Below are 23,234 nucleotides of genomic sequence, written 5' to 3' on the forward strand. Positions count from 1 at the left end.
GCTTTTCGCTCAGCGTCCGCGGACCTTACCAGAAATTCTCGATCGATGCGAAGTGCTACTTGGTAAGCTCTGGCCTCGGTCGACAGAGGGTAGCGGTTGATTCAAAAATTCGATGCCTAAGTTTCTCGCTTGCGCGTTGTAAGCCCAGCGAGCGAATTGCGCTAATAGCTCTTTATTCTCGGCCACTAGCCTTTGATTCTCCGCTTCGAGTCTCGCAATTCTGTCAATCGCGACCTGTAACTCAGGTGAGCATGCTTCGCGCTGCGCTTTGTTTTCACCAGATACGGCAGCCTTTCGGACATTGAACGCTAAGCGAATTCGTTCGTGTTTGAAAAGCGTCTGCCGAGTATAGGTCAGCCGCTCTCGCGTCTGGACCGCGTCGGTGAGGGCGTTCCACGTCAGCCGCCCTTTCCAGCCATCCAGGATGTCCACGATTGCCTCGATCACCCTGTCATCAAGGTTCTTCTCTCGTCCACGTCTCACGTCTTCATCCTGGATTTTTAGGGAGCGATGACTTGAAATTCATCAGACGTACTCGCGTTTCGTCGGCCTGGTCCAATCGAGAGGGTATCTGCGCGGGCATCAACTGAATGAGCGAACCGTGAGCAACGGCTGGATCATCGAGTATTTTGATCAACTCTCTGACGCGGCTGAGCTGGAGTTTGTGATGGTCAGCCCAGTTGGCGGCACCTAGTACACCGTCTTCGGCAGCTCTTTCCGCCATTGCCAATAAACGCGTCGCTTCCGATTCGGTTTGCCGAATGCGCCGCTCCTTTTCTGAATCGCCCTTTACGCACACCAGCTCTCCACAATTGAGGCAGTCACGGTGCATTGAGCAAGACGACATCACATAGTCATGTATGCAGTAGCCAAAATCTGTAGTGTGCGCCGTTGGCACCTTAAGACGCGCAAATTCGTCGCGCTTGATGAGTTGTCTTCGAGGCGCCTCGGACAGCGGACCGAACATACGAGTGTCGCAGCCGATAGCTGATCTGATCCGATCAACGATCGCACCAGTGGGCTCCTGGTCGTAGCTTTGATTCTGTCTCACGTCAGTCCGACCAGACCACTTGGCAATGTCCAACTGACTCATGCCGCCCGCTTGAGCTAACGTATTCAAATAGTGGCGAAACTGATGTGTCGTCACGCAGATTTTCTCTCCATCTGGCTCAGTAAAATCAAAATTCTCGAAGATTGATCGAATACCAGAACCCGATCTTCTCCCCAGCCGCGCCTGCACATGAGTGTATGAAATCGGCTCGATAATACAACGATAGTGGGATTTTCCAACGTGCAAAAAATGCCGCTGCATTACGAATAGCGTCTCACTGTATTTAAGTCCGGTTAGCTTGCTGGCGCATGGAAAGCCGACAGGCAACTTTTTTAGAACGATGTCCTCTAGTTCGGAGAACTGCACAAGCCAACGCTTCCCAACTTTCCGTCTCAGCGGCACATCATTCACGATGCACCAAGTTCGCGATGTCTGGGGTGGGACCGGGGTTGCGTAAAGAATGAGACCGACCTCTTCCAACGTCAGCCATTCGCGAGACCTGAAATACTCAAGCTTCTCCGGCAAATATATTTGCGTAGGGTGACTCTCATACCATCGCGCGATTTCTCGGGCGCCCTGCGTAAGCTTCCTAATCTTGCCGACGGCCGACTCGACAACACCCACCATCGCGGGAACGATCCATTTCACCATTGGATCAGCCCCTTTGACAGGCCACCACCTCAGGCCGTAAGCGACTCGTGCTGAGATGTCACGAAATTTACGCACCTCGCATTCGGCCGGAAGCTCGAGAACCTCGCTGATGCGGTCTGGCGCAGAACATAGGATTGCGAGTATCGATGAGACAATCACGTCCCCAGGCGAGGTCGCCAGCGCGAATATTCGTGGAAGGGCTTCTAGTGCCGCTGCGCTTGGTAGTCGAGACGCACGCAACTGGTCTCCCTTTGCACCAACCACGTGGCAATTTGGTGGATACTGAAACGGGTGTCGCCATCGAGTCCTCGTAACAGTCAGGCTATTCTCAGCAAGGAAATTCGCAACTCTCTCCACGATTCTGCCAGTGTCGTATGCACAATTTTCCGAGTATCGATCGGCCGCAATTTGCACGGCTCGATTGAGCACGTGACTATCGATTCGCACCACTTCGGCATCAGCCCCCTCACAAAGCGCAGCCTCGATGACTCTTAATGCACGAATACAAGAGGAAACTGCAATCCTGCCCATTCCGTACTGGTAGCGAATGTACGCCTTGGCGAACGAAAGAAATGGCTCCCGCATTGCATCGAACTTACTAACGGTGCAAGTATCAAGATTGCTAAATACAAGCGTTGATGATCTTTGACCTCGTCTCTTTATCGTGCAGTCCAACGGCCACGTATTTGAGGAAAAGTCTAACGATGCACCGAAGACCGTTAATTTTGACCTGCAGAGCTCGACAAACTCACCGAGGTTATCTCGTGCATCACACTCCACTTTCGGCGTGAACCCAATGAGATTAGACATCACTCCCTCCCGCCCTCACCACTCATCGCCTGGCAGATCTGAAGGACTTCGGCTACGGCGAGAATTGTGCGATCATGAACCGCAGCTATGCGTGCATCGCCCAATGCCATCAACCGCTCACGTTCATCAAGCAAAAACTTCAATACCATGTCGTGCGGGGCGTCGGCCCACGGTTCGAAGCAAATACACGTGTAACAGGCTATCGGTTTGAGGAATCCACAATGTCCGTTTCTTCCACATGTGGCGATTGCATCAAACGAGCCAACAATCGATGGAGCAAAGATCATGCGCTCCGGCTTCAAGACCTCAGCCTCACCACTTGGTGTGTTTCGAATCTCTCCGACAAATGCCTGTGCCAGCGGGGCTAGATGCATCGCCAGCGCTCGATCAATGCGATCAATAATTGCCGATGTCGCCTGAACGTAAATGCCAACGTTCTGCGTGTCCGAATGATCGAGCAACTCAGCTATTACGAGTTCACAATGCCCTTCTTCGGCCGCCCGAGTTCCAATCGTGTATCGGAATCGTCTGGCTCCCGCTCGCAACGGTTCACCCGTCCGCTCCGACATGACGCAGAGGCCCTCTAACAAATTCTTCACCTTTTGGCAGATCATTCCAGCGGTCAAGTGGAAGTTGAACCCTGGAATCACTCGATCGGTGCAACTCCGAGGAAACAGTGGAGCTTCACCCGGGTCAGCCAGCGCCCCATTGAAACGATCAATCACGGCCTTCGATTGTTTGACAACAAGAGCCCCTAATTCAGGTGTGAGTAAGCGATCTTTGAACTCGCCACGTACGTTCCCGTGACGCATTTTTGCCCTCGGCAACCGTATCGAATAGGTCACGACGTCATCTTTCTCGTGCAAGAGAACAACGTCTTTAACCTTTAATCTGGCAAACTGGGTCGGCCGTTGGCCCAGCGCCATCGTGAGCCAACAAAGCACATAATCATCGAGACTAACCTTACCTGCCTCGTACTCCAAATTAAGTGCGGCTTGCAACGCATCAAGCTCGATAGCTGTTAGTGGACCGCGCACCGGGTCCTGAGTCAACACGTTGCGCCCTTTTGGGCATCCCTTTAGATGCATTTGCTCGAAGAGCCTGCAAGCGTCCGCACACACTCCGGCGTAACCCATTGCGCGCCAGCGCTTCAGAAGCGTGGACACAAACTGGAGCATCCACGGCTTTCTCTCAAAATGGGGGCAAAAGTTGAGGACATGCGTCCCGGTTATCTCAAGCAATGGCTGACCGCTTTCGCTGTGAACAAACCAAAAAAACTTGCGCGCCATCGAGAAGAGACCGAAGGAGTGAGAAGTCGACCAATTTTCAACGTACCAAACCATGATCGCCTTAAACGCGAGCTCAAAGTTCGGCGACATCGGAGGCAGCTCGTCGAACCGAAGATGGAAATCATAGGTCGTGGCTTCACGGAGCGTCCACGTAGAGTCATGGGGGTCGAATATCGATCCGCCGCGAGCCATAACTCTCCGGGGGAGCGTGAGTTGATCTGACTCTTCTGAGGCGGACTCAACTTTACGCTTTGTCCTCATGGCAAGGCCTCACCATTTTTCGCTGCAGCAGCAACGAGGCAGTTCGCGCCTTCCGCTCAGTTTCTCGTCGCGTGTAAACCTCAGCGGAACCTGACGTTTCCGACCACCCCATAAGCTGAGAGCGCGTTTTCCTTTCCATCTCTGGCTCCATACCCATTGCGTCCGCGATCTTGGAAAAGTTGTAGTTGTTTGTGTGACGAAGTATGTGTGGAAACACATCTCGAAGCTCCGAGTGCCTTTTTCCAAGGGAGGCAAAGATTCGGTTAAGCCCTCGTAGCGAGAGTGGAGCTCCTCCGTTTGCGACGAGGAGAAATGCATGCCCTCGGGCGGCGGGAAATACGCGCCTTTCGTTCAGGATATACAGTCGTGTGCGACGAGCCAGATCGTCACTGATCGGAAGCAATCTATCTCGGGTTTTTGCATTTGGCTGACGAACTCTTGGATCTCTAAAGTCGTCCGCTCGACGAGCGATGAAAACAGTGTTCGACTGGAAGTCAATGTCACTGATCTTGATTCCTAGGAGTTCCCCTCTACGTACTCCCAGCCCCATAAACCAGCGGATGATGAGTTCATTGCGGACTCTTGAATGCGCTCCGTGCCATGGGTTCTCTAACGAGTTGGCATGGACAACTTGCCAGAGACGCTCCTGCATAGAATCGTTAAGAGCCCTTCGGGAGCGGTTCGATGCCCCGGTTCTGCCCCTCGCGGGGATTCTCCCCGTCAAGCCGGATTCCACTCGGTCTTTGGCCACGAATAACGTAGCTCGCAATGCATGCTTTGCGTTCATGCTCAGCAGGTACCGGTCCGCTAGCCAGCCAATGAACTGCCGGATGTACCGAATTCTGATGCCGCAGGAATCCCCCGCCACTTCGTGATGACCGCTCCATGATCGGAATCGAACACTTTCGAATGAGGTGGAAATATGACCTTCCCCGACAGGCCGGAGGTCACTGAGCGCCTCGATAGCAGCCATTGGCAGACGACACAACTGCGCGAGAGCGTTAATCTCACCCAAACTTAGCAGTCGCCCCTTGGATATTCGAGCAACTAGATTGATCTCGTAAAGATCGCAAAAGATCTCAAAGACCTTAATAGCACGAAGCGCCTGTTCGATTGTGGCACTGGCGCGGTTACGCGCCCTGAGCTCGGACAAGACGAACACAGTCGGGTCGAACAGTGGTACACCACTTCTTACGTCTACCAACAATGGGAGACGCTCCCCTGACTCCAGCACTGTCAATCTGACCGTGTATCGCTCAACCATTTATCTACACAAACACAAGTGCCTGAATCTCCACCCTCCCAAGCTTAGGTCAGAATTCTGTAAACAACAAAAAGCCCGCTTCCATAAGGAACGCGGGCCCGAAATTTACAATTTACCGAAAGTGCTCGTCAGAACGGAATATCGTCGTCCATGTCGTCGAAGCCGCCGCCCGACTGCTTGGCTGGGGCTTGCTGACGGCCACCGCCACCACCGCCAGCGCCACCCCCGCGCGAATAACCGCCACCGCCGCCTGCGCCGCCACCTTCATCGCCGCCACCGCGCGAGTAGCCACCGCCACCACCGCCGCCTTCACCGCCACGGCCACCCAGCATTTGCATCTGGTCAGCCACGATTTCCGTGCTGTAACGGTCCGTGCCGTCCTGCGCCTGGTACTTGCGCGTGCGGATGCGGCCTTCGATATACACCGACGAGCCCTTCTTCAGGTACTCGTTGACGATCTCGGCGAGACGGCCGAAGAACGACACGCGGTGCCATTCCGTCATCTCCTTGAACTCGCCGGATTGCTTGTCCTTGTAACGGTCGGTCGTCGCCAGACGAATGTTCGCGACCGCATCGCCGCTCGGCAAGTAGCGGACTTCGGGGTCGGCGCCAAGGTTACCGACCAGGATCACTTTGTTGACTGATGCCATAAAACTTTCTCCGGTATTGCTGAAATCCGATCAGGATTGACGAGGCGCTGGCGTCCTCATCGGTGCGGCGATTATAAGCCACACGAAAGCCCCGGCTGCGCATGTGAGGAATATTGCGTTTTGACCGTAGTGGGTCATAAGAAAACCCCCTAGTGCCCCGCCGCAGAACAACCCAAGTGCCTGTGTCGTATTGTAAACACCCACCGCCGCGCCCTTGCGCTGCCCCGGTGCGAGCTTCGAGACCAGCGACGGCTGCGATGCTTCCAGCACATTGAAGCCCAGGAAGTACACGAACAGCACCGTCGCGATCACGGCCACCGTCGGCGGCAAGCCGCCCAGCGCCGCCTGCGCTATCGCCACCAGCGCAATCGCCGAAAGCAGCACCATCTTCATCTTCCCGCGCTTCTCGGCCGCAATGATCGCCGGCACCATCGCCACGAACGACAAGCCCATCACCGGCAGATAGACCTCCCAGTGTTGAGCCACCGGCAGCCCCGCCGCCACCAGCATGCGCGGCATTGCCACGAAAAGCGCCGTCTGCGTGGCGTGCAATACGAAGACACCGAAATTCAGACGCAGCAGTTCCGGGTTGTGCAGCACCTCGGAAAACGGCGCCGGGCCAGCCTTGGGATGCACCGGCGGTGTCGGCACGACCCACAACACCACGAAGATAGCCAGCACCGCCAGAATGCCAATGGCCGAGAACAGGCCACTCATGCCCAGCCAGTGATACAGGAACGGCGCGCACACGATCGCCACGGCGAACGACACGCCAATGCTACCGCCAATCATCGCCATCGCCTTCGTGCGATTCTCGTCGCTCGTCAGGTCGGCCACGCAGGCCATGACCGCCGATGAAATTGCCCCGGCGCCCTGAATCGCCCGGCCAACGATGATCCACGTCAAATCGTGCGCCAGCGCCGCCACGAGCGAGCCGATCGCGAACACGATCAGACCGAAGATGATGACCGGCTTGCGCCCCAGCCGGTCAGACGCCCAGCCGTAAGGGATATAGAGCAGCGACTGCGTGAGGCCGTAAATGCCGATCGCCAGTCCGACGAGAAAGGTGTTATTGCCGCCCGGAATCGTCTGAGCGAACACCGAGAACACCGGCATGATCAGGAACAGGCCAAGCATGCGCAGCGCAAAAATCCCCGCGAGCGACGCACTCGCGCGCACTTCTAGCGGGGTCATGCGGCTACCTCGGCCGCGTGTCGTGGCGGGGGAAGCGGAAGTCACGGAATCAGTCGACATTACGTCCTGGGAGATGGAAAAAACGCGTGCTGCCTCGGAGTTTTCTGATGATTGCAGCCCGGCCCTGCGGCATGCCTGCCACCCGGCGGGCGCGTCGATGGCTGGTCTCGACAACGCTCGGTCGCCGGCCTCTGGAAATCGGGCGGTTCGTCCCCATCTGTGCACTTGTGCGGTATGCCGCCCGAGACCGCCTGTCAGCAGGTTCAGCCCCGGCAATCAAACTTAGGTATATTAGCAGGTTTAGCCGCCCGGATTTCCCCCCCAGCGGCCCGTCCGACCGCTCCCGCCGCCAGTCGCGTCGACACCGGCCAACGCCGAGCCGACTCGGTCCGGCGTCCCGGGAAACTCGGACACTCTTGGGGGCCGGAACCCGCCCCGCGACAATTCGCCGCGCGGATTCCTCGGCGACGACCCGGAACCGTCAATGGAAACCATTCGTATTCGTGGGGCTCGTACCCACAACCTCAAGAACGTCAATCTCGACTTGCCGCGTCACCAGCTCGTGGTGATCACCGGCCTGTCCGGCTCCGGCAAATCGTCGCTCGCCTTCGACACGCTTTACGCGGAAGGTCAGCGGCGCTACGTCGAGAGTCTGTCGGCGTACGCGCGTCAGTTCCTGCAACTGATGGAGAAGCCTGACGTCGATCTGATCGAAGGTCTCTCGCCGGCGATCTCCATCGAACAGAAGGCCACGTCGCATAACCCGCGTTCGACGGTCGGCACGGTCACGGAAATCCACGATTACCTGCGTCTGCTCTACGCCCGCGTCGGCACACCTTACTGCCCCGACCACGGGTTGGCGCTCGAATCCCAGAGCGTCTCGCAAATGGTCGACGCGGTGCTTGCGCTGCCGGAAGACACCAAGCTCATGATCCTCGCGCCGATCGTCGTCGATCGCAAAGGAGAGCACGCCGACCTGTTCGAGTCGATGCAGGCCCAGGGTTTCGTGCGCTTTCGCATCCGCTCCGGGGGAGGCGCCGCCAATGAAGGCCGCGCGCGCGTGTACGACATCGACGCCCTGCCCAAGCTCAAGAAGACGGAAAAGCACTCGGTCGACGTGGTGATCGACCGCGTGAAGGTGCGCGCCGATTTGAAGCAGCGTCTGGCGGAATCGTTCGAAACGGCGCTGCGTCTGGCCGATGGCCGCGCCATTGCGCTGGAAATGGATACCGACAAGGAACACGTCTTCAGTTCGAAGTTCGCGTGCCCCGTGTGCTCGTATTCGTTGCAGGAACTCGAGCCGCGCCTGTTCTCGTTCAACAATCCGATGGGCGCCTGCCCGACCTGCGACGGTCTGGGCCAGATGACGTTTTTCGATCCGAAGCGCGTCGTCGCCTTCCCGGCGCTCTCGCTCGCGTCCGGCGCGATCAAGGGTTGGGATCGTCGCAATCAGTTTTACTTCCAGATGCTGCAAAGCCTCGCGGCGTTCTACGACTTCGATGTCGATACCGCTTTCGAGGACCTGCCGGAAGACACGCAGAAAATCGTGCTCTACGGCTCAGGCGAGCAGACCATTCCCTTCACCTATGTGAACGAGAAAGGCCGCACGTCGGTGCGCGAGCATGCGTTCGAGGGCATCATTCCGAATCTGGAACGGCGTTATCGCGAAACCGATTCCGTCGCGGTGCGCGAAGAACTCGCCAAGTATCAGAACAACCGCGCCTGCCCCGATTGCGAGGGCAGCCGCCTGCGCCGCGAAGCCCGTTTCGTGAAGGTGGGCGAAGGCCCGCAAGCGCGCGCGATCTATGAGATCGGCAATCTGCCGCTGCGCGAAACGCTCGGTTACTTCCACGAATTGGTGTTGCACGGCGCCAAGCGCGAGATCGCCGACAAGATCGTGAAGGAAATCGTCGCGCGTCTCACGTTCCTGAATAACGTCGGTCTCGACTATCTTTCGCTGGAGCGCAGCGCCGATACGCTCTCGGGCGGCGAAGCGCAGCGTATCCGTCTCGCATCGCAAATCGGCTCAGGGCTGACCGGCGTGATGTATGTGCTCGACGAGCCGTCCATCGGGCTGCATCAGCGCGACAACGATCGTCTGATCGGCACGCTCAAGCATCTGCGCGATCTCGGCAACTCGGTGATCGTGGTCGAGCACGACGAGGACATGATTCTCGCGAGCGACTACGTCGTCGACATGGGGCTCGGCGCGGGCATTCACGGCGGGACGGTGATTGCCCAAGGCAGCCCCGCGCAGATCGAGCAAACGCCGGAGTCGCTGACCGGGCAGTACCTGTCGGGGGTGCGACGCATCGAAGTGCCGGCGCAGCGCCACGCGCCGCGCGAGGAACGTCTGCGGATTTTCGATGCGACGGGCAACAACCTCAAGAGCGTCAATCTGGATCTGCCGGTCGGCTTGCTGACCTGCGTGACGGGCGTGTCCGGCTCGGGCAAATCGACGCTGATCAACGACACGCTGTATCACGCCATCGCGCGCCACCTCTATGGGTCATCGGCCGAGCCTGCACCGTATGACCAGATCGAAGGGCTGGAACACTTCGACAAGGTCATCAACGTCGACCAGTCCCCCATCGGACGCACGCCACGCTCGAACCCGGCCACTTATACGGGCGTGTTCACGCCGATTCGTGAACTCTTCGCCGGCGTGCCCGCAGCCAAGGAACGCGGCTACGATCCGGGCCGCTTCTCGTTCAACGTGAAGGGCGGACGCTGCGAAGCCTGTCAGGGCGACGGCGTCATCAAGGTCGAAATGCACTTTCTACCGGACGTGTACGTGCCTTGCGACGTCTGTCACAGCAAGCGCTACAACCGCGAAACGCTGGAAGTGCAGTACAAGGGCCGCAATATCTCGGAAGTGCTCGACATGACGGTCGAGCAGGCGCATGAGTTCTTCAAGCCTGTTCCGGTCGTGGCGCGCAAGCTCAAGACGCTGCTCGACGTGGGTCTGGGCTACATTCGCCTCGGCCAGTCGGCCACCACACTCTCGGGCGGCGAGGCGCAGCGGGTAAAACTCTCGCTCGAACTCTCCAAGCGCGACACTGGCCGGACGCTCTATATCCTTGATGAACCGACAACCGGGCTGCATTTTCACGATATCGAGCTGCTGCTGACGGTGATTCACAGGCTGCGCGATCAGGGCAATACTGTCGTCATCATCGAACACAATCTGGACGTGATCAAAACGGCGGATTGGGTGATCGATCTCGGGCCGGAAGGCGGCGCGGGCGGCGGTCAGATCATTGCACAGGGTACGCCCGAGCAAGTGGCGGCGAACAAGGCCAGCTTCACCGGCAAGTACCTCGCCCCACTGCTCAAGCACGAGAAGTAAGACGCACTGCCAAGCCGTCACGGCATCGCTTTTTTGAAGGACGTCATTGCATGGAACCGCGCTCTGGCTGGAATCCGGATCGGAATTTCTGGATCGAACTGGCGAGTTATGTCTTCGCCGCCGTGGCCCTCTGGCTAATTCTGAGCATTCACCTGCTTTCGGTGGTGCTCTCGGGAATGGTCGTTTATCAACTCGTGCATGTGCTCGGGCCACGCTTGGAACTGCGTATCTCCAGCGAGCGCGCACGGCTGGTTGCCGTTGCCCTGCTGTCGGCGGTGATCGTCGCGCTGATGACCGCGCTCATTTTCGGCATCATCACGTTCTTCCGCAGCGATGCGGGCCACTTGCAGCACATCAACGGCAGGATGATGGAAGTCGTCGAGCAGGCGCGTGCGCAGTTGCCTGCATGGATCACCGCACGGCTGCCCGCCGACATTGACGACATTCACCAGTCGATCACCGGCTACCTGAAAGACCACACGCAGGAGATGTCGCTGGTTGGCAAGGAAGCGCTCAACGCGATGGTGCACATCGTGGTGGGCCTTGTGCTCGGTGCCCTCGTGGCGCTCTCCACCATCCGGCCCGTGCACAGCATGCGTCCGCTCGCGGCCGCGCTCACGCGCCGGGTCACGCTGTTTGGCGATGCCTTTCGCCGCATCGTGTTCGCGCAGGTGAAGATTTCGGCGATCAATACCGTCTTTACCGCAATCTTTCTGATCGGCGTGCTGCCGCTGTTCGACATTCACCTTCCGCTACGCAAGACGATGATCGTGGTGACGTTCGTCGTCGGGCTGCTGCCGGTCGTGGGCAATCTGATCTCGAACACGTTCATCGTGGTGCTGGGTCTGTCGGTGTCGCTGTATGTGGCCATCACGGCGCTGGTCTTCCTGATCGTGATTCACAAGTTCGAATACTTCCTCAACGCCCGTATCGTCGGCACGCAGATCCAGTCCCGCGCGTGGGAACTGCTGCTGGCCATGATCGTGATGGAAGCGGCATTCGGGCTGCCAGGGCTTATCGCCGCACCGATCTATTACGGATACATCAAGAGCGAACTGGCGGAAAAAGAACTCGTCTGAGCGCACCCCGGTCGCCCCCTGTCCGCTGCCTCCACCCGAGGCAGAAGGACACCGGGCGATTTTTTTGGCCGAAATTTGACATTTCGTCATTGATCGACATAATGTCAAATCATGAAATCTGCCAAATCTCCCGCCACGGGCAAGCTCGACGAGAACACGCTGTTGTTGCGCGAAGGGCGCAAGATCGTCGAGGCGCTCGGCCAGACGTTCGCGCCGCTCGTCGAAGTAGTGCTGCACGACCTGACCGATCCCGACCACGCCATTGTGGCAATCTCCAACAATTTGTCGGGGCGCAAGCCGGGTGATGCCGTCACGGAGATGGGGCTTGCGCGCATCGCCGATCCGGCGTTTCCCGAGGTCATCGCGAACTATGCGAACCGGTTTCCGGACGGACGACCGGTCAAGAGCACGTCCATCGGGCTGAAGAACAGCAGCGGCGAGTACGTCGCGGCCATCTGCCTGAACATGGACATCTCGATGCTCACCGCAGCGGCGGCCAGCATGCAGCAATTGGTGAACGTACCGAATCGCGCCCCGACGCCGGTTCGCGAGACGCTTTCCAGCCGGCGGCTCGACGACATCTCCCCACTCATCACCGACTTTGCCGCGCAGCGCAACACGACCCCGCAGGGCCTGACGCTCGCGCAACGTCGCGAGGCCATCCGTCTCATCGAAGCCCGCGGCCTGCTCGACCTGCGTCACGCTCACGCCGAAGTCGCACGTGCGTTGGGTATCGCCCGCTCAACCGTCTACACCTACCTCTCCGACCCGAAAGACGCATCATGACCGCTCCTCCTCTGGCAATCACTTATGGCGACGTCGTCGCCGCCCACGACCGGATTCGCGAAGCCGCGCATCGCACGCCGGTGCTCACGTCGCGCACCGCCAACGCCATGACCGGCGCCAGCCTGTTTTTCAAGGCGGAGAATTTCCAGCGCATGGGCGCCTTCAAGTTTCGCGGGGCGTTCAACGCGATCTCGCAATTCACGGCCGAGCAAAAACGCGGCGGGGTGCTGGCATTCTCGTCTGGCAATCATGCGCAGGCGATTGCACTCTCGGCGCGCGAACTGGGCGTGCCCGCAGTGATCCTGATGCCGCAAGATGCGCCGCAGATGAAGATCGACGCGACACGTGGCTATGGCGCGGAGGTCATTCTTTTCGATCGCTACAAGGAAGATCGCGAAGCGCTTTCCAGGCGGCTGGCGCAGGAGCGCGGCATGACGTTGATTCCGCCGTACGACCATCCGCATGTCATGGCGGGACAGGGCACGGCAACCAAGGAGTTGATCGAAGACGTGGGCGAGCTGGACACCCTCGTGGTGTGTCTCGGCGGCGGCGGACTGCTCTCGGGTAGTGCGATCGCAGCGCGCGCGCTGAATCCCGAGATCGAGATTTTTGGTGTCGAGCCGGAAGCGGCCAACGATGCTCAGCAGAGTTTTCGCGCGGGCAAGATCGTGCACATCGAGACGCCGCGCACGATTGCAGACGGTGCGCAAACCCAGCATCTCGGCGCGCTTACGTTCCCGGTGATTCGCTCGCTCGTGGACGATATCCTGACCGTAACCGATAACGAACTGGTGCAGACGATGACGTTCTTCGCCAGCCGCATGAAGATCGTGGTCGAGCCGACGGGCTGCCTGGCTGCGGCGGCAGTTCTGCAAGGCAAATTGGATGTGCGAGGCAAGCGCGTGGGCGTCATCGTGTCGGGCGGCAACATCGATATGGAACGCTTCGCCAAACTCACGCTCGGGGAGGCCGTATGAGCGCACAGAAACGTGGTATCGAAGCGGTCAACGTACCGGCGCTGCAACCGCCGCGCGGTCACTATTCGCATGGCGTGTGCGCGGGCGGCTTCGTGTTCGTGTCGGGACAGTTGCCGATCACGCCGGAGGGCGAACGCCTCGTCGGCGCGCCGTTCGCGGTGCAGGCGAAACAGGCACTGGATAACGTTGCGGCAATTCTTGCCGCTTGCGGCACACGTATCGATCGGCTGGTGCAGGTGCGCGTGTACATCACGAACGTCGACGATTGGGGGCCGTTCAACGAGGTCTACGCCGCCTGGGCGGGCGACGCGAAACCCGCTCGCGCCGTCGTGCCGGTGCCCGCACTCAGCCACGGCGTCGCGGTGGAGATCGAGGCGACAGCGTTGGCGGGGTGACGACAGGGTGTCGTCTCCGTGAGCGTTAGCGCAGTGCCCGTACCGCCCTCGTCGTGATATGCCCTCCCCCAAAAAAAGGGCGCATATCGCGGCGATTGAGGGAACTGCTTCCCAAAAGGTTACATGTAGAAGCAAAAGAAGCCCCCCGCACATAGCCATCTACGGAAAACCCCGCTACGCTAGGGGCTTTTGAGAAACTGGCGTCTGCGCTGGGTCGCGGCACGATACAAAGTCGCGACCGTCGACGTTGGTCAATTCTGATTGCCCATGACGACTCCTCCCATCTCCCCCCAAGATTCTGCCGACCCCACGCCCGCGCCGGACATGTCGATATCGCCGGAAAGCGCCCATACAACGCCGCGGCCGATGGCCGACGACGAACCCATGCAGTTGATCACGAGCTTCAACGACGTATTCGTCGTGGTGGCGTCGGCGCTGCTCGTGTTCGGCACGGTGTGGCTGACGAACACCCTGCCGCCATGGCTCATCGCACTGATTTGTGCAGCCCTGTTCTGGGGACTGTCTGAAGTCTTCGTGCGGCGCCGCCGCATGGCGTTGCCCGCACTTTTCTATAGTTTCGGGTTCATTGCCGCGCTCGCCTGCGCCGGCTTTGCGGCAATCCCCGCGATGCATGGGTACAGCGGCGCTTCCGACGTGCACATCGAAACCAGAGGGCTCGCGTGGTACCTTCCGCAGCTGGTTGCGAGCTACGTCGGCATCGCCATCGGCGCCGTGACTTATTGGCGACGCTTTCGGGTACCGGCCACCATCGCATTGGGGGTTGGCGGTGCGGTCTGCCTGACGTGGTTCCTCGTTCTCGTTGCCGGCCAGGACTATATCGGCCCGATGCGGGTGGCGAACATCGTCGCCGGTCTCGCCATCTTCGTCTGGGCGCTGCGCTGGGATGCGCAAGACCCGCAACGTAAGACCATCCGCTCGGACGTCGCCTTCTGGCTACACCTGCTCGCCGCCTGCATGGTCACGCACCCGATCTTCTGGGCGCTCATGCCCGGCTATCCGATCGCCGTCATCGCCGTCTTTGTACTGCTGACCGGTATATCGCTCGCTATCGATCGCCGCGCGCTGATGATGTCGTCGCTGCTGTATGTGATCAGTGCGATTCTGAGCGTTGTCGTGACTTCGGCAGCCACACATGCGCTGGCGGTGGTCGCCGTCGTTGTGGGAGGCGCGCTGTTGCTGTTGTCCGCACTCTGGCGCCCTGCGCGCGCCGTCGTGCTGAAGTTGCTTCCTGCTGGCTGGCGTGCGCGTCTGCCTCAGTAGTTGCCACGCAAACGCACTCGGTCATCACGTCGGGGAGGGCCGCGCCCTCCCCGGTCAATGAATCGGCGCACTGCTGCGGCTTTCTGCACGTCAGCGCGTCCCGCCCTTACTGCAGCGTCACCCGTTCCAACACCTTCATGTAGTGATCGAGCGACGGCGTCGCCATGCCGGCAACCTTTGCCCGATCGTCCCAGCGACGCAACCGAAGCGCCGCCCCGGCGTGCTCACGAGCGAGAAACGTCTCCGCCTCGTCATCACTGAATACTCCGCCCTGCAATGCCAGACTGCGCACCGAATCGGCCGAGAGCTTGCCGTAATACTCGGGATCGATGGCGCACAGACAACGCTTGGCGTCTACGTGCAGACGAATCGGATCGAGCACCGCGTCGCTGAACAACGGACGCAGGAAAGGCAACGCGAAGTACTGGTGCAGATCGTCGATGCCGCGCTCGGTGGGTGTTTCGCCCTGAAGATTGAGCAGATGGCCGAGATCGTGGAGGAAACTGGCCGCGACGAGCGCCTCGTCGGCGCCTTCGCGCTCGGCGAGCGCGCCGCTTTGCAGCGCGTGCTCCAGTTGGGTGACAGGCTCGCCGCTGTAGGCAAGCGAGCCGAATTTATCGAACAGGGTGCGGATGTCCGGCAGGCTCAGGGCCATCGTGTGAACTCTCGTTATCGTCGCGAGAACTTGGGGCAGCGGCCGCCGCGACATCGGCAAGCGCCGCCAGCTTCGACACTTTCGTTTCCTTCGGTGTCTTGGTGTCCTTCATCTCCTTGCCGTCCTTCGGCTTGTCTCGCATGCGGCTCTTGCGCAATGCGCCGGCGTCGTCGAGCACCGGGTACGCCGTCGAGCAGAACAGCGAATTAAGACGCTTCATGTCGCTGATGATGTCCAGATGCAGCGAACTTGTCTCGATACTCTGCACCGACTGGCCCGCCAAACGGTTCAGGTGCGTGTACGAATAGGCGCGCTCCAGATCGCGAAAGCTCTCCTTCTCGGCCATGAGCCGCTGCGCACTCTTGAGGTCCGTGTTCAGGAACACCGACAACCCGAGTTGCAGGTTCGTCACCAGACGCGCGTGCATGTCGCAGATTTCCTGCAACCCCGCCTCGGAGAACGACAGTTTGTGCGAGATTTTCTTCTCCTCGACTTCCGTCACCATGCGCTCGATGATATCGCCCGCATGCTCCAGATTGATCGTGAGCGAGATGATGTCCGTCCAGCGCCGGCTGTCCTGCTCGCTCAGGTTCTCGCGCGACACGCGCGTGAGGTACATCTTCACCGCGGTATAGAGATGGTCGACGTCATCGTCCATCCGGCGCGTCTCGCGTGCCCGTGCCACGTCGTTGCTGCGAATGACATCGAGCAAACCATTGAGCATCTGCTCGACGATATCGCCCATGCGCAACGTTTCGCGCGTTGCATTGGCCAGCGCCACCGACGGCATCTCCAACGCACTCTCATCCAGGTGGCGCGCACGTGTCACACCGTCGGCTTCCGGCTTGTCGGCGAGCAGACGCACGCACAGGCGCGCCATCGGCTCGGTGAACGCGAGGAACACCACGCAGCGCACCAGGTTGTAGAGCACATGGAAGTTGACGACGGCTTGTGCGGGGGCGTCCGAGAGCCAGTTCACGAGCATCGGCGCATAGTCGACGAACGGCAGCACGAGCAGGCAGCCGATCAACTTGAAGAGCAGGCTGCCGAAGACCACCCGACGCCCCGCCGCGTTCTGTCCGGCCGAGGTCAGCATGGCGAGCATGCCGCTGCCCAGATTCGCGCCGATCACCAGGCACAGCGCCACCTTGAGCGAAATCACACCCGACGATGCCAGCGTCGCCGTGAGCAGCACCGCCGCCAGACTCGAATACGACACCATGGCAAAAAGCGCGCCGATGAGCGTATCGAGCATCACGTCGCCCGTCAGCGAGCCGAACAGCACCTTCACGCCCGCCGCTTCGGTCATCGGCGTGGTGGCGCCCACGATCAGTTGCAACGCCAGAATAATCAGGCCCAGTCCAATCGACACGCGGCCAAGTTGACCCGCGCGGGTCTGTTTGCGCGACAGGAAAAAGATGACGCCGAAGAAAATCAGCAGCGGCGAGAGCCAGCGCAGATCGAACGTCAGTATCCGCGCCATGAGCGCCGTGCCGACGTCCGCACCGAGCATGATCGACAGTGCGGGGGCCAGCGAGATCAGACCCTGCGCGCCGAACGAGGAGACGATAAGTGCCGTCGCGTTGCTGCTCTGCACGAGGCCCGTCACGAGCACCCCCGCCGCGAACGCGAGGAAGCGATTCGAGATGCTGTGCGACAGAATGCGCCGCAAGTCGGCACCGTAGACGCGCAGGACCCCGGTACGCACGATGTGCGTACCCCAGATCAGCATCGCCACGCCGGAGAGAAGGTTGAGCAGTGTCAGCATGCCAGTGTTCCGTGATCTTATTGTCGACGGGACAGGCAGCGCTTCGCGCCGCCGACATGACGCACCCACTGGTTTGCCAAACCGGCATCCCGCGTCAGTCCAACACTGGCGTCGGGATGCGTATGAAGTTCACGCGTCATGCGTATCCCCAATCGACACACCGTACACCAAAACGACCATTGCAACAATCGTGTCATCAATTTGTCACAATTTTTTTTCTGATTCTGCTAAGCCTTGTTGCGTAAGGGGGACAGGCCGAGCCGACCGGCCGTGCAGCGCCCCCTTCCAGCCCGTTTCATCGTCCCCCGGCCGCCGCTGTCGCATCCTGAATTCGACCTCAGATTCCCCACGGCAGCGTAAAGGTTTTGGTGTTGGTGAAGCTCTTCATCGCTTCCTGCACACCTTCCTTGTAGCCCAGACCGGAATCTTTGATACCGCCAAAAGGCGTCAGTTCGATGCGATATCCCGGCACCTCCCAGACATTGACCGTTCCCACCTGAAGCTCGTTGGTGAAACGCGTGACGTAGTCGAGGCGGTTCGTACACACCCCCGATGACAGACCGAATGCCGTGCCGTTCGACATGGCGATGGCTTCGTCGATGCTGCCGAACGTGAGGATCGGCGACACCGGCCCGAAGGTTTCTTCACGCACGACGGTCATTGACGGATCGACACGATCGATGACGGTGGGCGAGTACAGCGCGCCATCGCGCTTGTTGCCCACGAGCAAACGGGCTCCCTGCGAAACCGCCTCAGTCACGCGCGCCTCGAACAGACGGGCCGCCGCTTCGTCGATGACCGTGCCCATGTCGTTCGCCCCATCGGCCGGATCGCCGTACTTCCAGGCGAGGGTCTTCTCCACGACCAGTTCGGTGAAGCGTGCCGCAACGTCACGGTGCACGAGCATCCGCTTGACCGCCGTGCAGCGCTGCCCCGAATTCTTGTACGAGCCCTGCACCGCGAGATCCGCAGCGCGCTCAAGGTCCGCATCTTCCATCACGATCAGCGGGTCGTTGCCCCCCAGCTCCAGCACGATGCGACGATAACCCGCCTTCGACGCGATGTATTTGCCGATCGACACACCGCCCGTAAACGTAATCATGTCGACGTTCTCGTTCGTGATCATCTCGTCGGCAATCTCCATCGGATCGCCCGTGATGACCTGAAGCATCTCCGGCGGCAGACCGGCTTCGTAAAGCGTGTCGGCCAGATAAAACGCCGAGAGCGGCACTTTCTCCGACGGCTTGAGCACCATCCGGTTGTTGGTCGCAATTGACGGCGCCACCTTGTGCGCGACCTGATTCATCGGATGATTGAACGGTGTGATGGCCGAAATCGCTCCCAGCAGCGGCTCGCGCTGCGTGACCACGCGACGCTTCTTGCCATGCGGCGTGAGGTCGCAAGAGAAAGCCTGACCGTCGTCCTTGAGCGCCTCGCCGGCGGCGAAGCCGAGAACATCGGCCACGCGCCCGATCTCGTAGACGGCATCTTTCTTGCACAGCCCCGACTCCATCGTGATGATCGCGGCCGCCTCGGCAGCACGCCCACGCAGCAGCGCCGCGGCCTTATCGAGGACGTTGGCGCGCTCGAAGCGAGTGAGTGTCGAGCGGTACTGTTTGGCAATCGAGAACGCGCGGCGCACGTCGTCGAGCGAGGCCTTCGGCACCGTGCCGACCAGATCGCCCGAGTACGGGTTGAAGACTTCGATGATGCGTTCGCGGGTCACTTTCTCGCCACCGATGCGAAGCGCTTCGGTGCGGAACTCGGGAGACAGCTTGTGCGGCGCGTTCATGGGGTTCTCCACTGCATATCCAACGGGACAGGGGCCCGGCGACGCCAATGTTCTGAGGTTTGCGCACCGTTGGTTCTCATTGGCAGATCCTCGCGGCGCGGGCTCAAACGTGATTGAGCGCGACGTCGAGAATGTCGAAGTTGCGTAGCCGCGCCTTACCCGGAATACCTTCCGTCTTCCGGTTAAAGAGCAGCGGCACCGTCTGTTCCGAGATCCCGCCGTGCGAGCGCAGCGGCACCGTGAGACCGGTCAGATCGTGACGGCTCGCACTCGTGCCCAGCACCACCGATTGACCGCTCACGACGACGAGATCGCCCACGCGGTCGGGCGGCAGTTCGAAGCGCGCACATGCTTGCGCATTGGTGAGCACGACCTCGATGCCGGGCAGCGCGGCAATGCGCTGGCGGACGGCGTCGCGATCCACGTCGCGCGGCAGATAGATCGTGGCGAACGATCCCAGCGCGCCGTGATGCACCACGTACGGATCGGTAATCGGCAGAATCACGCGCGCACCACCGGCTTCCACTCCCTTGCCAAGCCAGTCGTCGAGCAGATCCTGCAAATAAATGACGTTGGGCTGACCGGTCTTGGGATCGTGCTTGGCGTTCATGCCGTGATCGGCCGTCAGGCCGATGACCGCGCCCAGTTCGTCCATGCGGCGCAGGTACTTGTCCATCATCGCGTAGAAGTCGTTCGCGCCCTGCGTACCCGGCGCCCACTTGTGCTGAACGTAATCCGTCGTCGAGAGATACATCAGGTCGATCTGACGCGTCTCGAGCAGGCGAACGCCTGCGGCGAACACAAACTCGGAGAGTGCCGCGCTGTAGACGTCGGGCACCGGCATGCCAACGAGACCCAGCACGTCTTCGATACCGTTCTCGGCGAGCGTGACCTGATCGGACCTTTCCGACGAGAAGCAGATGCCTTTCATGCGATGGCCGAGCAACTTGCGCAGCTTGTCCTTGGCGGTCACGACCGCGACGCTCGCGCCCGCATCGGCGGCGGCCGCCGGCACGGTGCCGACACGCAAATAGGCCGGGTCGTTCATCATAACTTCCGCGCCGCGACCACCGTCGGCGGCCGGGTCGAAGAAGTAATTACCGCAGATGCCGTGCACGGCAGGGGGCACACCGGTCACGATCGACAGATTGTTCGGGTTGGTGAACGACGGCACGACACAGTCGCCCTGGAAGACCGCGCCTTCGTTCAGCAGATGCTTCAGGTACGGCGCAACACCTGCCGCAGCAGCGGCTTCGAGATACTCGAACTGACAGCCGTCGACACACACGATGACGGTCGGCTGTTGCGGCAGCCGGTACTGGCGGCCGTTCACCTGGATCTGCACGGACTGGCTCACGTCGGGCCTCCTCAAACGCAACTGGGTTGACCGCCGCTGACATCGTCTTCGATACGATGCCCGCGCGGCGGCCTGATATTCAACAAGACATCCATTTCACCGACCGTCGGGCGACACTTAGCCGGCCTTCGCCCGCGCCGGGGCACCCGGCGCCCGCGAGAGTGCGTCGCGGATGCGGGCCCGGCCGCGCGCCAGATGCTCTCGCGTGACCTGCGCTGCCCGCTCGGGATCGCGCGAGGCAATCGCGCTCACGATGTCGCGGTGCTCGCGCTCCGACTTCGGCGGCGCGGTCGTATCGCCCGTCAAGGCTTCGTGACGGAACAAGCTCAACTCCTTGACCAGCCGCCGGTAGGTTTCAAGCAACGTGCGGTTGCCGGCCATCTCGACGAGCGAATCGTGAAACGACACGTTCAATTGGTAGTACGCTTCGCTGTCGCCCGACGCCACCGCACGATGCATCGCTTCGACCGATTCGCGCAACCGGGTGAGTTGCTCGGACGTGATCGTCTCGGCCAGCGTGCGGCTCACGTATTCGTCGAGCACACCACGCAACGTGTAAATCTCTTCCGCCTCTTCCAGCGAAATGGCTCGCACGAACACGCCGCGATTCTTCTCCGTGCGCAGCAACCCCGCCTCTTCCAGCGCACGAAATGCCTCGCGCACCGGACCGCGCGACACACCCAGACGGCCGGCCACCTCGATCTCGTTGAGCTTGGTGCCGGGCGTGAGCGTGCCCGCGACGATCTGGCGCTCGATCTCATGCTGGACCAGCGTGGTGAGCGACTGGCTCTGCAACAACTCGATTGCCGTGGGCGACGTGGGCTTGTGGGTCATACCGGTCTTCCTTATCTCTGAACGCTGACGCTATCGCGTACCGCCAGCCACCCAAAACGCCAAATTGCTTCGACAAGTGAACTTGGCGATTTGTGGCATTACGTGACTATTTTTGTTGTTCAACATTCAAACATGATCGTTTGTATATTGTCAACAAACTATGTCTAACTTGGCGGGTGAGTTTTTCAACATCGCCGGAGGAGCCGCCGCAACAAGCGATAAAACGCTATCTTAATCAACGATCTCCATACTATTAAAGGTATTTGACGAACCGATGACAAAGATTGTCACCTTCAATAAAAAGACATAAATTGCCAATAATATGCAACACATTGCCTCATAAGAGACGTTTGCCGCACAGAACACTGCGCCATGCGTGCTACCGCTGCGCTCACCAGGCAGCTCATGCCGGTCGCAACACGAAGGTCGACAGTGTTGTCACTTCCCTAGCTTGTTTTCCTGCTTGATAGGAGGCGCTCATGATTCTCGGTCAGGAACCGATTCTGCTCACCCCCGGCCCGCTCACCACGTCGCCGGCGACCCGACAGGCCATGCTGCACGATTGGGGCTCGTGGGACGCCCAATTCAACTGCATCACGGCCTCGCTGTGCCGCGATCTGGTAGACGTCGTGCATGGCGGCGACGACTATGTCTGCGTGCCGCTGCAAGGCTCGGGCACGTTCTCCGTCGAAGCGGCCATCGGCACGCTCACGCCCCGCGGCGCGCGCATTCTCGTGCCCGATAACGGCGCGTACTGCCAACGCATTCTGAAAATCTGCCGCTATCTGGGACGCGACGCCGTCGCACTGCCCATCCCCGAAGATCAGGCAGCCGGCGCCGCCGCCATCGACGACATGCTCACGCGGGACCCGTCTATCACGCACGTTGCGCAGGTGCATCTGGAAACCGGTGCAGGGGTACTCAATCCGCTCGCCGACATCGCACGGGTCTGCCAGAAGCATGGCAAGGGACTTATCGTCGACGCCATGAGTTCGTTTGGCGCGGTCGAGATCGACGTGCGGTCGATGCCGTTCGATGCCCTCATCGCCGCGAGCGGCAAGTGCCTCGAAGGCGTGCCGGGCATGGGCTTCGTGATCGCCAGGAAGTGGGTGCTGGAGGCTAGCGCCGGCAACAGCCATTCGCTGGCGATGGATCTGCACGACCAGTACGCCTATATGCAGAAGACCATGCAATGGCGCTTCACACCGCCCACGCATGTCGTCGCTGCATTGCGCGCGGCCGTCGATCAGTTCCTGACCGAAGGGGGACAGGCGGTACGCGGCGAGCGTTACCGGAAGAACTGTCGCACGTTGATCGACGGGATGGCCTCGTTGGGCTTTCGTCCGTTCCTTGCGCCGGAAGTCCAGGCGCCTGTCATCGTGACGTTTCATGCACCTGCCGACAGCAAGTACGATTTCAAGGCGTTTTACACGGCCGTGCGCGAGCGCGGCTACATCCTCTATCCGGGCAAGCTCACGCAGATCGAGACGTTCCGCGTCGGCTGTATCGGCGCCATCGACGACAACGAGATGCGCAACGTCGTCACGGCAATTGCGCAGTCGCTGGCGTCGCTCGGTATTCGGCAAGTGGCGCCACTCACGCGTGCCGCGTAGGACGCCAGCGGCAAGACAACGGGTGGCCTACGCGGTCGCCCATCTTCGATGATTTCCGCCAATGTAGGGAATCGTCCGAAACCAGTCATTTCCACCGACGATGCAATGGCATCGCCGCGTCATCGCACGGCCTTGATTCCCCAGCCAATTCCCGCTTCGCTGCCCGGTCTTTGCCCGC

Annotated in this window: 18 protein-coding genes; 7 read left to right on the forward strand and 11 right to left on the reverse strand. The window is 60.2% G+C overall.

The features are described from left to right. Positions 1 to 9: 9 nt before the first annotated feature. From PHO31112_RS00065 to PHO31112_RS00090, 6 genes are all read right to left on the reverse strand, one after another. The gene (locus tag PHO31112_RS00065) at positions 10 to 432 is read right to left on the reverse strand and encodes a hypothetical protein (protein WP_174995429.1); all 423 of its coding nucleotides are present in this window, start codon (positions 430 to 432) and stop codon (positions 10 to 12) included. A 55-nt stretch (positions 433 to 487) separates the two neighbouring features. Next, the gene (locus PHO31112_RS00070; protein ID WP_150618628.1) at positions 488 to 2,512 is read right to left on the reverse strand and encodes an integrase; all 2,025 of its coding nucleotides are present in this window, start codon (positions 2,510 to 2,512) and stop codon (positions 488 to 490) included. Further along, on the reverse strand, positions 2,512 to 4,062 hold the full coding sequence (locus PHO31112_RS00075) for a site-specific integrase (protein WP_343042683.1): 1,551 nt from the start codon (positions 4,060 to 4,062) through the stop codon (positions 2,512 to 2,514). Before PHO31112_RS00075 ends, PHO31112_RS00070 begins: the two co-directional genes overlap by 1 nt. Continuing rightward, a complete protein-coding gene (locus PHO31112_RS28090; RefSeq protein ID WP_150618630.1) occupies positions 4,046 to 5,326 on the reverse strand; it encodes a tyrosine-type recombinase/integrase in 1,281 nt (426 codons plus the stop codon). Before PHO31112_RS28090 ends, PHO31112_RS00075 begins: the two co-directional genes overlap by 17 nt. A 128-nt stretch (positions 5,327 to 5,454) precedes the next feature. Continuing rightward, positions 5,455 to 5,976, reverse strand: coding sequence for a single-stranded DNA-binding protein (locus PHO31112_RS00085; protein WP_150618631.1), 522 nt, complete (start codon positions 5,974 to 5,976; stop codon positions 5,455 to 5,457). A 30-nt stretch (positions 5,977 to 6,006) separates the two neighbouring features. Continuing rightward, positions 6,007 to 7,170: an MFS transporter gene (locus tag PHO31112_RS00090; RefSeq protein ID WP_150618632.1), complete on the reverse strand. Its 1,164-nt coding sequence runs from the start codon at positions 7,168 to 7,170 to the stop codon at positions 6,007 to 6,009. Positions 7,171 to 7,654: 484 nt separating this feature from the next. Between PHO31112_RS00090 and uvrA the strand changes: the two genes are divergently transcribed. From uvrA to PHO31112_RS00120, 6 genes are all read left to right on the forward strand, one after another. Beyond that, positions 7,655 to 10,519, forward strand: coding sequence for an excinuclease ABC subunit UvrA (uvrA, locus tag PHO31112_RS00095; protein WP_150618633.1), 2,865 nt, complete (start codon positions 7,655 to 7,657; stop codon positions 10,517 to 10,519). Between the two features lie 50 nt (positions 10,520 to 10,569). Continuing rightward, positions 10,570 to 11,598 (forward strand): AI-2E family transporter, encoded by a 1,029-nt coding sequence (locus PHO31112_RS00100; RefSeq protein ID WP_150618634.1) that lies wholly within the window; start codon positions 10,570 to 10,572, stop codon positions 11,596 to 11,598. Positions 11,599 to 11,709: 111 nt separating this feature from the next. Beyond that, positions 11,710 to 12,384 (forward strand): helix-turn-helix transcriptional regulator, encoded by a 675-nt coding sequence (locus PHO31112_RS00105; protein WP_150618635.1) that lies wholly within the window; start codon positions 11,710 to 11,712, stop codon positions 12,382 to 12,384. Continuing rightward, positions 12,381 to 13,361 carry a threo-3-hydroxy-L-aspartate ammonia-lyase gene (locus PHO31112_RS00110; protein WP_150618636.1) on the forward strand — a complete coding sequence of 327 codons (981 nt, stop codon included), beginning with the start codon at positions 12,381 to 12,383 and terminating at the stop codon, positions 13,359 to 13,361. The genes PHO31112_RS00105 and PHO31112_RS00110 overlap by 4 nt, the downstream gene beginning before the upstream one ends. Further along, the gene (locus PHO31112_RS00115) at positions 13,358 to 13,756 is read left to right on the forward strand and encodes a RidA family protein (protein WP_150618637.1); all 399 of its coding nucleotides are present in this window, start codon (positions 13,358 to 13,360) and stop codon (positions 13,754 to 13,756) included. Before PHO31112_RS00110 ends, PHO31112_RS00115 begins: the two co-directional genes overlap by 4 nt. A gap of 267 nt (positions 13,757 to 14,023) precedes the next feature. Then, a complete protein-coding gene (locus tag PHO31112_RS00120; protein ID WP_150618638.1) occupies positions 14,024 to 15,037 on the forward strand; it encodes a hypothetical protein in 1,014 nt (337 codons plus the stop codon). A 106-nt stretch (positions 15,038 to 15,143) separates the two neighbouring features. On the opposite strand, the gene PHO31112_RS00125 is transcribed toward PHO31112_RS00120, so the two are convergent. The 5 genes from PHO31112_RS00125 to PHO31112_RS00145 all read right to left on the reverse strand — a co-directional run bounded on the left by PHO31112_RS00125 (position 15,144) and on the right by PHO31112_RS00145 (position 21,443). Then, positions 15,144 to 15,692, reverse strand: coding sequence for a phosphonate degradation HD-domain oxygenase (locus PHO31112_RS00125; RefSeq protein ID WP_150618639.1), 549 nt, complete (start codon positions 15,690 to 15,692; stop codon positions 15,144 to 15,146). Next, a complete protein-coding gene (locus tag PHO31112_RS00130) occupies positions 15,652 to 17,460 on the reverse strand; it encodes a Na/Pi cotransporter family protein (protein ID WP_150618640.1) in 1,809 nt (602 codons plus the stop codon). Before PHO31112_RS00130 ends, PHO31112_RS00125 begins: the two co-directional genes overlap by 41 nt. Before the next feature lie 337 nt (positions 17,461 to 17,797). After that, positions 17,798 to 19,252, reverse strand: a complete 1,455-nt coding sequence (gene phnY / locus PHO31112_RS00135; RefSeq protein ID WP_150618641.1) for a phosphonoacetaldehyde dehydrogenase — start codon at positions 19,250 to 19,252, stop codon at positions 17,798 to 17,800. A 103-nt stretch (positions 19,253 to 19,355) separates the two neighbouring features. Beyond that, positions 19,356 to 20,609, reverse strand: coding sequence for a phosphonoacetate hydrolase (phnA, locus tag PHO31112_RS00140; RefSeq protein ID WP_150618642.1), 1,254 nt, complete (start codon positions 20,607 to 20,609; stop codon positions 19,356 to 19,358). 117 nt (positions 20,610 to 20,726) lie between these two features. Then, positions 20,727 to 21,443 (reverse strand): phosphonate utilization associated transcriptional regulator, encoded by a 717-nt coding sequence (locus tag PHO31112_RS00145; protein WP_150618643.1) that lies wholly within the window; start codon positions 21,441 to 21,443, stop codon positions 20,727 to 20,729. Positions 21,444 to 21,922: 479 nt separating this feature from the next. On the opposite strand from PHO31112_RS00145, the gene PHO31112_RS00150 reads away from it, so the two are divergent. After that, complete coding sequence (locus PHO31112_RS00150; RefSeq protein WP_150618644.1) at positions 21,923 to 23,056, forward strand: 2-aminoethylphosphonate--pyruvate transaminase; 1,134 nt, start codon at positions 21,923 to 21,925, stop codon at positions 23,054 to 23,056. The last annotated feature ends 178 nt before the right edge of the window (positions 23,057 to 23,234 follow it).

The sequence above is a fragment of the Pandoraea horticolens genome, from assembly GCF_902459555.1.
In the GTDB taxonomy this organism is placed as follows: Bacteria; Pseudomonadota; Gammaproteobacteria; order Burkholderiales; family Burkholderiaceae; genus Pandoraea; species Pandoraea horticolens.

Bases quoted from the DNA above. Each gene is read 5' to 3' on its own strand.
- PHO31112_RS00070 (WP_150618628.1), bottom strand. From the start codon at position 2,512: ATGTCTAATCTCATTGGGTTCACGCCGAAAGTGGAGTGTGATGCACGA.
- PHO31112_RS00075 (WP_343042683.1), bottom strand. From the start codon at position 4,062: ATGAGGACAAAGCGTAAAGTTGAGTCCGCCTCAGAAGAGTCAGATCAA.
- PHO31112_RS28090 (WP_150618630.1), bottom strand. From the start codon at position 5,326: ATGGTTGAGCGATACACGGTCAGATTGACAGTGCTGGAGTCAGGGGAG.
- PHO31112_RS00085 (WP_150618631.1), bottom strand. From the start codon at position 5,976: ATGGCATCAGTCAACAAAGTGATCCTGGTCGGTAACCTTGGCGCCGAC.
- PHO31112_RS00090 (WP_150618632.1), bottom strand. From the start codon at position 7,170: ATGACCCCGCTAGAAGTGCGCGCGAGTGCGTCGCTCGCGGGGATTTTT.
- uvrA (WP_150618633.1), top strand. From the start codon at position 7,655: ATGGAAACCATTCGTATTCGTGGGGCTCGTACCCACAACCTCAAGAAC.
- PHO31112_RS00100 (WP_150618634.1), top strand. From the start codon at position 10,570: ATGGAACCGCGCTCTGGCTGGAATCCGGATCGGAATTTCTGGATCGAA.
- PHO31112_RS00105 (WP_150618635.1), top strand. From the start codon at position 11,710: ATGAAATCTGCCAAATCTCCCGCCACGGGCAAGCTCGACGAGAACACG.
- PHO31112_RS00110 (WP_150618636.1), top strand. From the start codon at position 12,381: ATGACCGCTCCTCCTCTGGCAATCACTTATGGCGACGTCGTCGCCGCC.
- PHO31112_RS00115 (WP_150618637.1), top strand. From the start codon at position 13,358: ATGAGCGCACAGAAACGTGGTATCGAAGCGGTCAACGTACCGGCGCTG.
- PHO31112_RS00120 (WP_150618638.1), top strand. From the start codon at position 14,024: ATGACGACTCCTCCCATCTCCCCCCAAGATTCTGCCGACCCCACGCCC.
- PHO31112_RS00125 (WP_150618639.1), bottom strand. From the start codon at position 15,692: ATGGCCCTGAGCCTGCCGGACATCCGCACCCTGTTCGATAAATTCGGC.
- PHO31112_RS00130 (WP_150618640.1), bottom strand. From the start codon at position 17,460: ATGCTGACACTGCTCAACCTTCTCTCCGGCGTGGCGATGCTGATCTGG.
- phnY (WP_150618641.1), bottom strand. From the start codon at position 19,252: ATGAACGCGCCGCACAAGCTGTCTCCCGAGTTCCGCACCGAAGCGCTT.
- PHO31112_RS00145 (WP_150618643.1), bottom strand. From the start codon at position 21,443: ATGACCCACAAGCCCACGTCGCCCACGGCAATCGAGTTGTTGCAGAGC.
- PHO31112_RS00150 (WP_150618644.1), top strand. From the start codon at position 21,923: ATGATTCTCGGTCAGGAACCGATTCTGCTCACCCCCGGCCCGCTCACC.